General features: G+C 60.2%; 8 protein-coding genes and 1 pseudogene. 6 read left to right on the top strand and 3 right to left on the bottom strand.

Translation table 11 applies throughout. The features are described from left to right. Positions 1-356: 356 nt before the first annotated feature. Together LD28_RS0110050 and xseA are read left to right on the top strand one after the other, a co-directional pair. Positions 357-995: a cold shock and DUF1294 domain-containing protein gene (locus tag LD28_RS0110050; protein ID WP_033136834.1), complete on the top strand. Its 639-nt coding sequence runs from the start codon at positions 357-359 to the stop codon at positions 993-995. Between the two features lie 245 nt (positions 996-1240). Next, positions 1241-2620 (top strand): annotated as a pseudogene (gene xseA / locus LD28_RS0110045) (exodeoxyribonuclease VII large subunit). 116 nt (positions 2621-2736) lie between these two features. Here the strand turns inward: xseA and LD28_RS0110040 are convergent. Beyond that, a complete protein-coding gene (locus tag LD28_RS0110040) occupies positions 2737-3456 on the bottom strand; it encodes a GntR family transcriptional regulator (protein WP_005337027.1) in 720 nt (239 codons plus the stop codon). A 247-nt stretch (positions 3457-3703) separates the two neighbouring features. On the opposite strand from LD28_RS0110040, the gene mngA reads away from it, so the two are divergent. Both mngA and mngB read left to right on the top strand, forming a co-directional pair. Further along, entirely contained in the window at positions 3704-5650 is a 1947-nt protein-coding gene (gene mngA, locus LD28_RS0110035) for a PTS 2-O-a-mannosyl-D-glycerate transporter subunit IIABC (RefSeq protein ID WP_033136833.1), read from the top strand. Between the two features lie 87 nt (positions 5651-5737). Next, entirely contained in the window at positions 5738-8392 is a 2655-nt protein-coding gene (gene mngB / locus LD28_RS0110030; RefSeq protein WP_033136832.1) for a mannosylglycerate hydrolase, read from the top strand. A 181-nt stretch (positions 8393-8573) separates the two neighbouring features. Here the strand turns inward: mngB and LD28_RS0110025 are convergent, their stop codons facing one another. Beyond that, positions 8574-9563 carry a D-alanine--D-alanine ligase gene (locus LD28_RS0110025; RefSeq protein ID WP_033136831.1) on the bottom strand — a complete coding sequence of 330 codons (990 nt, stop codon included), beginning with the start codon at positions 9561-9563 and terminating at the stop codon, positions 8574-8576. Between the two features lie 204 nt (positions 9564-9767). Beyond that, positions 9768-10376: a 2OG-Fe(II) oxygenase gene (locus LD28_RS0110020; RefSeq protein ID WP_033136830.1), complete on the bottom strand. Its 609-nt coding sequence runs from the start codon at positions 10374-10376 to the stop codon at positions 9768-9770. 348 nt (positions 10377-10724) lie between these two features. Between LD28_RS0110020 and LD28_RS0110015 the strand changes: the two genes are divergently transcribed. Further along, positions 10725-11201: a glutathione peroxidase gene (locus LD28_RS0110015; RefSeq protein ID WP_033136829.1), complete on the top strand. Its 477-nt coding sequence runs from the start codon at positions 10725-10727 to the stop codon at positions 11199-11201. A 183-nt stretch (positions 11202-11384) separates the two neighbouring features. Then, on the top strand, positions 11385-12742 hold a 1358-nt coding region (locus LD28_RS0110010), incomplete at its 3' end, for a DEAD/DEAH box helicase (RefSeq protein ID WP_033136828.1).

Genomic DNA, 12742 nt, shown 5'->3' with positions numbered 1-12742 from the left:
TCAGTATTGCATCGCCCCCCCTTCCCCACTGCGATGCTTTAGCCATATTTTTGAAATTGTTGCGCTGGCGCAACAGTTGACACATTTCCCGTCACGCCACGGCAAAAGTAGTAGCCGAGTAAAGATAAGGTCTCGTAGGATACCCTGTCACAAGGTTTTTGGCCGTCCTTGTGCAGGCTCGCACAGGCCCCCAAGGGGGGCCGAGTGCTGATAACTGGCAGGTTTAAAAGCTGACTGAAAATATATTCACCGAATAAAATCAACGTCGACAAATATATTTACGCCAGCCCAACCTGATTATTTTAGGTCAGTTAAATTGTGATATAAAGCTTAAATCAACCACACCGGACACATATATGAGATTTCAAGGAAAGATTTCTGAATGGAATGATGACAAAGGATATGGATTCGTTGAACCCAATGGCGGTGGCGAGCGAACATTCATTCATATAAAGTCATTCAAATCGAGAATACGGAGACCCGCCAATGGGGATCTGGTTATTTATGAAGTAGAGAAAGATAACCGACAACGCAACAACGCTGTTAATGTCTCATTTCCCCATGACAAGCCCCTATCCAAAAAGGCTGGCAGTAGTAACATCAGTCTGCTGTGGCCACTGCTTTTTATTTCAAGCATGTGCGCACTCACTTTGTTTCAGCAAATTCCGGTACTACTCCTCATCCTTTATATATCCATGAGCATCATTACCTTTATTGCCTATGCCATTGATAAACAAGCGGCGAAAAATAACCACTGGCGTACTCAAGAGAGCACCCTACATCTGCTGGCCCTGTTCGGAGGTTGGCCTGGCGCTTTGTCTGCGCAACAGATGCTAAGGCATAAATCCGCAAAAGTAGAATTTCGCCAGGTGTTCTGGGTAACGGTGGTCCTGAATTTACTACTGCTTTGCTGGCTAATAATGACAGATAAAGGACGCGCCATTATCAACACCGTCACAACACAGATCATTTATCTGATTGCACCTTGGGTTTGACACTGTTTTCGGCATGACTGATAGCCACAATTATATTTTTCCCTTGTATCCAAATAACCGGTGGCCTGATTGATATATGCTGCATCAAACACCACCGGTTTGCGCCCTTCACCGCGACAGCACTGAACCCGTCTCTGGCAAAGTAGCCAAACAGTATGTCCGGACTCGGCACCTGCCCCGTGCTGGGGTAAGATAGCGGCCATCGTTTTATCCCCGCCCCGCCGGGGCAGACCACAGGTACGCCTTTGAACCGATTTACCCCATCCAGTGCGGCGAGCGGCCGCGAGCAGCAGGTCTTTACCGTCACCCGCCTCAACAGCGCCGTGCGCATGATCCTGGAGCAAGATCTGGGGCTGGTGTGGCTGACCGGCGAGCTCTCCAATCTGGCGATGCCAAGCTCCGGCCACTGGTACTTCTCCCTCAAGGACATGTCGGCGCAGGTGCGCTGCGCCATGTTCAAGGGCAACAACCGGCGGGTGGCCTTCCGCCCGCAGGATGGCATGCAGGTGCTGGTGCAGGCGCGGGTCTCCCTCTATGAGCCGCGCGGCGACTACCAGCTGATCATCGAGTCGATGCAGCCGGCGGGCGACGGCGTATTGGCCTTGCGTTTTGAAGAGCTCAAGCGCCGTCTCGGCGCCGAGGGGCTGTTTGACGAAGGCCGCAAGCGGCCGCTGCCCCGTGAACCGCAGGCGGTGGGCCTTATCACCTCCGCCACAGGTGCCGCCCTGCACGATATGCTGACGGTGCTTAAACGGCGCGCGCCGGATCTGCCGGTCTTTATCTACCCGACTCAGGTACAGGGGAGCGCCGCCATCAGCCAGATCGTCGCGGCGATCGCCAAAGCGAACCAGCGTGCCGAGGTGGATGTGCTTATCGTCGGGCGCGGCGGTGGCTCGCTCGAAGCTCTCTGGTGCTTCAACGAAGAGGCGGTGGCGCGTGCCATTGCCCACTCAGCCATACCTGTGGTGAGCGCGGTGGGCCACGAGGTGGATGTCACCATCAGCGACTTTGCCGCCGACTTGCGCGCCCCTACCCCGTCGGCCGCCGCCGAACTGGTGGCGCCAGACAATCAGGCCCGCATCCAGCGCCTCGCCCACCTCACGCAGCGACTGCAGCAGGCGATGAGCCGCCAGCAGACCGCCGCCCGCCACGATTTCATCCTGCTGCAAAAGCGGCTCGACCATCAGGATCCGAAACGGCGACTGGAGCAGCAGTCCCAGCGCCTAGACGAACTTTCTGCCCGTCTGCAGCAGCTATTGCGCCAGCAGTTGCATCAGGGAGAGCGGCGGCTCACCAACCTTGAGCTGCGCCTGCAGAGCAAGAGCCCGGAGCGCTTGCTGGCCGCTGGCAAGCGCCGCCACCAACTGGCCTAGGAGCGGCTTCATGCCCTGATTGCCAAGCGCCAAGACCTTGCTAGCCACCGCCTCGCCATGCTCACCGCTCGCCTTGACGGTGTGAGCCCGCTTGCCACCCTGGGGCGCGGCTACTCCATCACCCGCACCCCGCGCGGCGAAGTCATTAGTCGCGCCGATCAGGTCAGCAGTGGCGACCAGCTCATCACCACCCTGGCACAAGGGAGCCTGCAGGTACGGGTCGAGGAAGTTATCAAAGACTCTGCGCAGTAGAACCGCCGCATCAAACCACCAGCCAATCTGCTATTCAGCTCGGCAATCTGCCAAAAACAAAGGTCACCACCGCAAACACGATGGTGGCCTTTTTTATCTCGGGTGCTGGCGCCTGCTCACCCCTTGGCGCGGCGGGCGACCAGGGTGAACTTGTAATCATCGCTCTTGAAGAAGTTGCGACTGAACTCGAACACGGTGCCATCTTGCAGGAAGCCGCGGGAGACCTTCTCGATAATGGGCTTGGCAGGATCGATACCGAGCGCCTCCACCACCTGCGCCGAGGGGAGCACCGGAATGATCTCCTGCTCGCTGCGGTCGATCACCAGCTGCTTCACCTCTTCGATGTAGTGGTACTTGGAGCCCTGCATCACCGCATAGCTGAGATCGGGGAAGAGGGCGAGCGGCATCCAGGTCTCCTCCAGCGTTACCGCGATCTGGCGAATAAAGCGCACCCGCTTGACGTAGTAGACCAGCGCCCCTTCCAGCAGATTGAGTCGCTCGGCCAACTCACTGCTCGCCTTGATCACCTCGAAGGCGAGAATGTCGCTGTGGGTCTCGGCCGCCGGATCGGTCACCTTCTCGTAGAGGCTGGTGAGCTGATAGATGTCGTAGTTCACCTTCTCCTGCCGCACGTAGCTGCCGCTGCCCTGAATGCTCTCGATGACGTTGAGTTCGGTCAGCTGCTTGAGGGCCTGGCGCACCGTCACCCGGCTCACCCCGAACTGCTCGCGCAGCTCGGCTTCGGTGGGCAGGGCATCGCCGGGGGCCAGCTCCCCTTGCGCAATCCACTGCTGGATGGTGTCGGCTATCTGGCGATACATGGGTTTTTTCGACACGAAAGGCCACCTCGTCGGCTCTGCGCCATGATAAATAGAAGAGGCGCCATTCTACCCCAGTTGCCCGGCAGACAAAACGGCTTGGCCTCATTTGACCTAACAAATCACCTTGGCCAAACAATACAAAAACAATACAAATAATTAATTGTATGATACCACTCACAAAAATCAGTCTGCCGGTTTGTTAGCATCGCTGTCACTTTCACCCTGACGGCTTGCTGGCAAGCCAACCTGACAGAGGATCATCATGAATCTGACCAGTCTTACCGGCCCCCATCTCATCACGTTGCAAACCCGGTTTGCCGATCGGGATGCGGCCATTCATGCCCTGGCTGATCGGCTCGATCAGGCGGGCAAGCTGCACGACAAGGCCGCCTTTCTGGCCGCGGTCATGGCCCGCGAGGCACAGGGCCCCACTGCCCTTGGCGAAGGGCTGGCGGTGCCCCACGGCAAGTGTGATGCGGTGCGCGAAGCGGCCTTTGCCGTCGCGACCTTAAGCGAGGAGCTGGGCTGGGAGGGGATTGACGGCCCCGAGCCGGTCAACCTGATCTTCATGCTGGCGATCCCGACCGATCAGGCGGGCTCCACCCATATGCAGTTGCTCACCACCCTCACCACTGCCCTGGTGGATGACGAGACCCGCGAGGCGGTGCTGGCGGCCAAAAGTGCCGAGCAGCTGATGGCGCTGCTCGATGGTGAAGGGGATAGCGGCAAGCAACCAGCAGAAGAAGACAAATTAGATACAAATCAACCCACTGTGGTCTGTGTCACCGCCTGTCCGGCGGGGATCGCCCACACCTATATGGCCGCCGAGTATCTAGAAAAAGCGGGGCGCAAACTTGGCATTCGGGTACTGGTCGAAAAGCAGGGTGCCAACGGCATCGAAGATCGCCTGCCGCAAGAGGCGCTCGATGCTGCGGTGGCCTGCATCTTCGCCGCCGAGGTAGCCATCAAGGAGCAGGAGCGTTTCGCCGGCATCCCCCGGATCGAGACGCCGGTGGCTGAACCCATCCGCCATGCCGAGCGGATCCTGAATGACGCGCTGGAAGCGGCCAAGGCCGGTCGCACCGCCCAGACGCCCAACACCAGCCAGAGCGATGCTCCAAGCGGCAAGAAGGTGAGCCTCAAGACCGAGCTCAAGCAGGCACTGCTGAGCGGCATCTCTTTTGCCGTGCCGCTGATCGTGGCGGGCGGTACCGTGCTCGCCGTCTCTGTGCTGCTGGCCCAGATCTTCGGCCTGCAACATCTGTTTGATACCGAGAACTCCTGGCTCTGGATGTATCGCAAGCTGGGCGGTGGCATGCTGGGCACCCTGATGGTGCCGGTGCTGGCGGCCTATACCGCCTACTCGCTGGCGGACAAACCGGCGCTGGGCCCGGGCTTTGCGGCGGGACTGGCCGCCAACATGATTGGCTCCGGTTTTCTCGGCGGCGTGGTCGGCGGCCTTATCGCCGGTTACCTGATGCGCTGGGTCAAGCAGCATGTGCGCCTCGGCCCCAACTTCAACGGCTTTCTCACCTTTTACCTCTATCCGGTGATCGGCACCCTGGTGGCGGGCAGCCTGATGCTGTTTGTCATCGGCCAGCCGGTAGCCTGGCTCAACAACAGCCTCACCGAGTGGCTCAACGGCCTCTCCGGCACCAATGCGTTGGTTCTGGGCGCCCTGCTCGGCTTTATGTGCTCATTTGATCTCGGTGGCCCGGTCAACAAGGCGGCCTACGCCTTCTGCCTCGGCGCCATGGCCAACGGGGTCTACGGCCCTTACGCCATCTTCGGCGCGGTCAAGATGGTCTCGGCCTTTACCGTCACCGCCTCCACCATGCTGGCGCCGCGACTGTTCCAGACCTTCGAGATCGAGACCGGCAAGTCGACCTGGCTGCTGGGGCTGGCGGGGATCACCGAGGGCGCCATTCCGATGGCCATCGAAGATCCAATCCGGGTGATCGGCTCCTTCCTCGCAGGCTCGGTGGTCACCGGCGCCATGGTGGGTGCCATGGGGATTGGTCTCTCCACCCCGGGGGCTGGCATCTTCTCCCTGTTCCTGCTCCACGATGGCGGCCACGGTGCCCTGATGGCTGCCGCCGTCTGGCTCGGTGCGGCACTGGTGGGCACCCTTATCTCCACTGTGGTGCTGATCGGCTGGCGCCGTCACGCCATGCAGCGCGGCACCTATCAGGTGGTCGCCGCAGAGTAAGGCTCATCTTCACAACCGATTTTTCAACAGACTATTTTTTCCGCACGGCAGGCAAGGGCCGCCGTGCGTCAGCAAAGGATCATTGTCATGACAGTTTCACGAGTTCACATCACGCCGCACATGCACTGGGATCGGGAGTGGTACTTCACCACAGAGGAGTCCCGCATCCTGCTGATCAACAACATGGCGGAGATCCTGGCGCGTCTTGAATCCGACCCTGACTACAAGTTCTACGTGCTGGACGGCCAGACCGCGGTGCTGGAGGATTACTTCGCCATCCAGCCCGAGAACAAGGCCCGGGTGAAGGCGCTGGTGGAAGCGGGCAAGCTCATCATCGGCCCCTGGTACACCCAGACCGACACCATGCAGGTGAGCGGCGAGTCCATCCTGCGCAACCTGCTCTACGGGATGCGTGACTGCCTTAGCCTTGGCGAGCCGATGAAGATCGGTTACCTGCCCGACTCGTTCGGCATGTCCTCCCAGCTGCCCCACATCTTCAACGGCTTCGGGATTGACCGTGCCATGTTCTGGCGCGGCTGCTCCGAGCGCCACGGCACCGACAAGACCGAGTTCCTCTGGCAGAGCAACGATGGCAGCGAGGTGACCGCCCAGGTGCTGCCGCTTGGCTACGCCATCGGTAAGTACCTGCCAGAAGATGAAGCGGGCCTGCGCAAGCGGCTCGAATCCTACTTCGAGGTGCTGGAGAAGGCCTCGGTCACTCAGGATATCCTGCTGCCCAACGGCCATGACCAGATGCCGTTGCAACAGAACATCTTCGCCATCATCGACAAGCTGCGGGAGATCTACCCCCAGCGTGAATTCCACATGAGCCGCTTCGAGCAGGTCTTCGAGCGCATCGAGGCGTGCCGCGACCAACTGGCCACCCTCAAAGGGGAGTTCAACGACGGCAAATACATGCGGGTACACCGCACCATCTCCTCCACCCGGATGGACATCAAGCTGGCCCACGCCGCCATCGAGAACAAGATCGTCAACATCCTCGAGCCGCTGGCGAGCATCGCCTGGGCACTCGGCTTCGAGTACCACCACGGGCTGCTGGAGAAGATGTGGAAGGAGATCATGAAAAACCACGCCCATGACAGCATCGGCTGCTGCTGCAGCGACAAGGTGCATCAGGAGGTGATGACCCGCTTCATTCTGGCCGACGACATGGCCGAGAACCTGATCCGCTTCTACATGCGCAAGATTGTCGACAACATGCCGGTGGCACTGCGCGAAGACGGAGTACAGGTGGCTGACAAACTCTGCCTGTTCAACCTGATGCCCTTCCCCCGTCAGGAGGTGATCAACACCAGCATCCGCATTCGCGCCCAATCCTTTGCCCTGCGCGATGAAGCGGGCCAGCCGGTCCCCTACTTCATCCGCGCCAAGCGCGAGATTGACCCGGGACTGGTGGACAGACAGATCGTTCACTACGGCAACTACGACCCCTTTATGGAGTACGACATCCAGCTCTGCCATCCGCTGCCGGCCATGGGATACTGCACTCTCCATATCGAAGGCAATCAGCCGGGACTGGAGCAACCGGTGACGGCCAGCGGCGAGCTGCTGGAGAACGATTTTTACCGCATCGCCCTCAACGACAACGGCACTTTGCAGATCCTGGACAAGCTGCGCGGCACTACCTTCGATCAGGTACTCACGCTGGAAGAGGGCTCCGATGATGGCGACGAATATGACTACTCGCCATCGCGGGACGAGTGGCTGCGCTACTCCACCGAGTTTGCCGTGACCCGCGAGGTCACCCATCAGGCGTGGCAGAGCATCGCCACTCTCAAACTGCGTATGGCCTTGCCTGCCAACCTCGCCGAGCGGGCCAACCGCCAGTGCAGCGGCCACCTTGATGTCACCTGCCGCATTACGCTGGCGCACCAAAGTCCGCGCATCGAGATCGAGCTGGAGCTCGACAATCAGGCTGATGATCACCGGGTGCGGGTGCTGATCCCCACCCCCTTCCCGAGCGACACAGTGGTTTCCGATAACCAGTTTGGCTGCATCACTCGCCCTACCCGCGACAGCGCCATGGCGAACTGGGAAGCAGAAGGGTGGAAAGAGGCACCCATTCCGGTCTGGCAGCTGATGAACTTCGTCGCCCTGCAAGATGGCAAGCAGGGGCTGGCGGTGCTGAGCGACGGTCTGCGCGAGTTTGAAGTGATCGGCGAGCAGTGCGACACCCTGGCGCTCACCCTGCTGCGCGGGGTCGGCGTACTCGGTAAAGAGGAGCTGCTGCTGCGCCCGGGTCGCCCCTCCGGCATCAAGCTGCCCACCCCGGACTCTCAGGTGCGCGGCAAGCTCAGCTGCCGTTTCAGTCTGCTGGCGTTTGCCGGTGATCACATCAGCGCCAACGTGATGCAGGCGGCGCGCAACTACCTCACCCCGGTGCGCTGCTACAACAAGATCCCGTTCGATGCCATGAAGCTCAACAAGGCGAGCTTCACCACCCCGCTCCACTTCAGCCTGCTCACCATGGATCCGTCCGGTCCGGTGCTGAGCGCCCTGAAAAAGGCCGAGGATGAAGAGGCGCTGGTGATCCGGGTCTACAACCCGAGCGAACAGGCGGTGCTGGAGGGTGGCAAAGTGACCAGCCAGCACACCTTGAGCGACTGGCAAGCGGTGCGGATGGACGAACAGCCCCTGCCCCTTGAGCTGGCCGCTGGCGAGTTTGGCGAGCTGGCGCCGTGCCACTCCCGTAGCGTGCGCTTTCGGGTGGCTCGCGGCTAACGGCTGGCACGCCAGTCGGTAACACGCTCAGGTAACAACAGACGGGAGAGGGTCACCCCCTCCCCGCCTGTTTATCCCTTCAGGAAGGTATATTCCGCTTGATAAAGGCATAAAAAAATCCCCGCCGGTTGGCGGGGATTTTTATTGGGTCCTTCTTCATCCCGCGAACGGGAGAATGCACTTAACTGGCCTTACGCAGGATCTGCTCAAGGTAGTCGGCGAAGTTGTGACCGTGATGCTCCAGCAGTTTCGGGAACATGGAGATGGAGGTCATGCCCGGGAAGGTGTTGATCTCGTTGAGCAGGATCTCCCCCTCGTCGGTCAGGAAGAAGTCGATGCGCGAGAGATGGGTCAGTTTCAGCTGACGGAACGCCTTGAGGGCATACTCGTGGATCGCATCGGCCTGCGCCTGGGTCAGCCCCTCGGCACGCAGTGCGGTCTCGGTGTGGCTGGCGCTGCTGTACTTCTCTTCATAGGTGTAGAACTTGTCCTGCGGGACGCAGATCTCGCCCGGATAGGTGGCAATCAGCTCATCACCATACTGGTAGGCAGCCACTTCCAGCTCGCGCGGCTTGACCGCTTTCTCGATCAGTACCTGCTCGGAGTAACCGAAGGCATCGGCAATGCCCTTCACCAGATCCGCTTCGTTGCTGGCGGAGTAGCAGCCAACGGAAGAGCCCTGGGAGGCGGCCTTGATAAAGACCTTGCCCCACTTGGCCAGCGCAGCTTTCGCCTCGGCAAGCGCCGCCTCATTCTGCTCGGTCAGGAACAGGTAAGGGGTGTTGGGAATGCCGATGGCGGAGAGCCACAGCTTGGTGCTGATCTTGTTGAAGCAGATCTTGCTCGCCTCGGCATCGCAACCGAGATAAGGCAATCCGGCCAGTTCGAGGAAGGATTGCAGATCGCCGGTCTCACCCGGGTAGCCGTGGATACAGGGCACCACGTAATCCACCGGACGGGCCACGCTGTCAAACGAGAGCAGCTTGTCGAGCCCCAGCTTGCACTCGCGGCCATCGGCACTGAGCCAGCGATCGGCGAACATCTCGACGCGGGTCACTTCGACACCGGGCAGAAGGCCCAGTTGTTGCTCGAGGAAATTGGCGCTGCGCAGAGAAACTTCGTGCTCTGAACCACCGCCGCCACACAGCAGCAAGACATGCATGTTCTTCATTAGATGTGATCCCTTGGGAAAAGCGGCCTCGTCATGACCATTTGATAAGCCAACCACCATAAAAACCGGACGAAGCCAGATACGAACATAAGTGCGCGCCAGTGTAGCAAGGGAGATCAACCCTTGTCAGCTGATGGGAGACCCATGACCCCACTTCTTGCAGTGAAAAGTCTCCCTTGTGTCAAAATCGGGACACATTGCCCCTCAGCGCGGGGGATCGACCCTTCCGGTGCCGTTGCCATTGACCCGAAACCAGCCGGCGATGCTGTAGCGCTCGCGGTTGGCAGGCAGCACCTCGTGAGGAAACTCCTCGGAGAGAAACAGCACCAGCCGCCCCCCCTTGGGACTGACATCCATCAGAAACTGCTCGTTATTGTCATAAAAGCGCAGCAGCCCACCGGCTTCCGGTTGCCAGTCGTTGTTGAGGTAGAAGACCGACGTCAGGCGGCGGTTGGAGCGACCAGCAAAGGCATCCCGATGAGTGGCGTAAAAATCCCCGCTGCGATAGCGGGCGAAGTGGGCCTCGTAGTCGAACAATCCCAACATCAGCATCCGGTTGGCGGCAAGACGCAGGGACTCCATCCGCGCCAGGTAGTCAGCCACCGGCGCACCGAGGTCGGGCTCCAGCCAGTGGATCTGGTCACGGCGAATATCGGGATTGCCCTGATGCAGGGCGTCACGGCCGATCCCGGCGGGTTGCCACTCGTTCGGTAGACAGGCTTTGAGGGCATCCACCTCGGCGGCGGTCAAAAAATCATCCACTATCACCCATCCCCGGGTGTAAATGGCATCCATGGCAGCTTGATAGTCCAAGATTGGCTCACAATGAGTGGAGAGAGGGCGCTTTGTAGCGACTTACCGGCAAAGTCACAAACCGGTTTGCTTCTCTTGAGAAGTCCCACCATCAATACGCGATTTGTCGCCCGCCCCCCTGCTTTTTGTCGCCAGTTGTGATCCCGCTCCGCCAAGGAGCGTATTGGCTGTCGAAACTGTGATGGCCCTTGCAATCGGGACGAGGAGGCGCTGCAACCGCCTTGCCGGTTAAAGAGCCAACCGATACCGTAGTCACATCGCCATGTTGCTGTTCATCCGGCGCTTGTCTCTCTCCGACCGAACCACTCACGGCACAACCCGTGCCACCACCCACAAAAGGATCTTCTCATGCCTCTGCCCGATCTCACTTTACAACGACTGGATGGTACCCCCTATCCGCTGGCTCAACTGGCGGGCAAGGTGGTGCTGGTGGTCAATGTGGCCAGTCGCTGCGGCTTTACCCCCCAATATGAAGGGCTTGAAACGCTCTATCAGGAGCTCGGTCCCAAGGGGCTGGTGATCCTGGGCTTTCCCTGCAACCAGTTTGGCAATCAGGAGCCGGGGGATGCGGACGAGATCGCCCGCTTCTGCTCCCTCGACTATCCGGTCAGCTTCCCCATCATGGCCAAGTGCGATGTCAACGGCGAGCATGCCCACCCCTTCTACCAGTGGCTTAAAAAACAGAAGCCGGGCTTTCTGGGGCTGGAAAACGTCAAATGGAACTTCACCAAGTTCCTGATCGATCAGGAGGGCAACGTGGTGGAGCGCTTCGCCCCCCAGACCAAACCGGAGAGTCTGGCCGAGCAGATCCGCGAGATGCTCTGATGCTCCCGCGCCGTTTTGCGCCACGGCTTTTAAGCGATTGTGTGGCGGCCGGTGCGACAGCTACTGCGCAGCGGCCGCTCTTTTGCTATATTACGGCCCCACTATCTTTTCCATATCGTGGCTGGCCCTAACGCGCTGGCTGCCCGTTGAGCCTAAGGCTCATCTCAGGAGTTTCTCTCGAACATGTCATTCAACGAACTGGGTCTGTCTCCGCACATTCTGCGGGCCGTCAAGGAGCTGGGTTACGAACAGCCAACCCCCATCCAGCAGCAAGCGATTCCGGCCATTCTGGCCGGTCAGGATGTGCTCGGCGGCGCTCAGACAGGCACAGGCAAAACGGCCGGTTTCACCCTGCCGATGTTGCAGCGTCTGCTGGCCAACCACGGCCGTGGCCGTCGTCAGGTGCGCGCACTGGTACTGACCCCGACCCGCGAACTGGCGGCACAGGTGGGCGAGAGCATCATCAAGTATGCCCACCACCTGCCGTTCAAGACTTTGATCGCCTATGGCGGTGTCAGCATCAAGCCCAATCTGGACGCCATCAAGCTGGGTGTGGACATTCTGGTCGCCACCCCGGGCCGTCTGCTGGATCTGCTGACCCAGGGCGCCCTAACCCTGAGCCAGCTGGAAGTGCTGGTGCTGGATGAAGCGGATCGCATGCTCGACATGGGCTTCATCGTCGATATTCGCCGCATCATGAAGGCGCTGCCTGCAGAGCGGCAAACCCTGCTCTTCTCCGCCACCTTCTCAAGCGAGATCAAGGCGCTGGCGGATGATCTGCTGAACGACCCCACCCTGATCGAGGTGGATCCGAGCAACACTGCCGCCGAACAGGTGACCCAGCGGATCATTCAGGTGGATCGGGAACGCCGCCGCGAGCTGCTCTCCCACATGATTGGCCGTGGCAACTGGCAGCGGGTGCTGGTGTTTGTCCGCACCAAGCAGATCGCCGACCGCCTCGCCCAGCAGATGCAAAAAGATGGCCTCAATACCGTGGCGATCCACGGTGACAAGAGCCAGGGTGCCCGCAACCGGGCGCTGGCCGATTTTCGCAGTGGCGAGGTGCGGGTGCTGGTGGCAACCGATATCGCCGCCCGCGGTCTCGATATCGATCAGCTGCCCCACGTGATCAACTTCGAACTGCCCCAGATGGCGGAGGATTACATCCACCGTATCGGCCGAACTGGCCGTGCCGGTCGTGGCGGCGAGGCGATCTCGCTGGTGAGCCATGATGAACTGGGTCAGCTCAAGGCCATCGAAGCCCTGATCGGCCAATCCCTGACCGTGGAGATCCTGGAAGGGTACGAGCCAAGCGGCAAGCCGAGTCGTCAGACCCTGCCGGGCAGCAAGCCGGTGCAGAACCCGCCTCGTGAGCGCGGCCATGCCAACGCCAAGAGCAACAATGCCAAAGGCAAGCCTGCCGCTGGCAAGGGAAAGGCCAAAGGCGATGCCGCCAAGAAGCCCGCCCCGGCCCGCAAGCGGGAAGTGGTGGGCGAGGATATCGGCTTTACGCCGATGCGCCGCCTGCCCAAGGCGATGCG

The organism is Aeromonas finlandensis (assembly GCF_000764645.1).
Classification (GTDB): domain Bacteria; phylum Pseudomonadota; class Gammaproteobacteria; order Enterobacterales; family Aeromonadaceae; genus Aeromonas; species Aeromonas finlandensis.
Note: the sequence above shows the minus strand (reverse complement) of the source record. Positions and strands in the feature narration are given on the sequence as shown.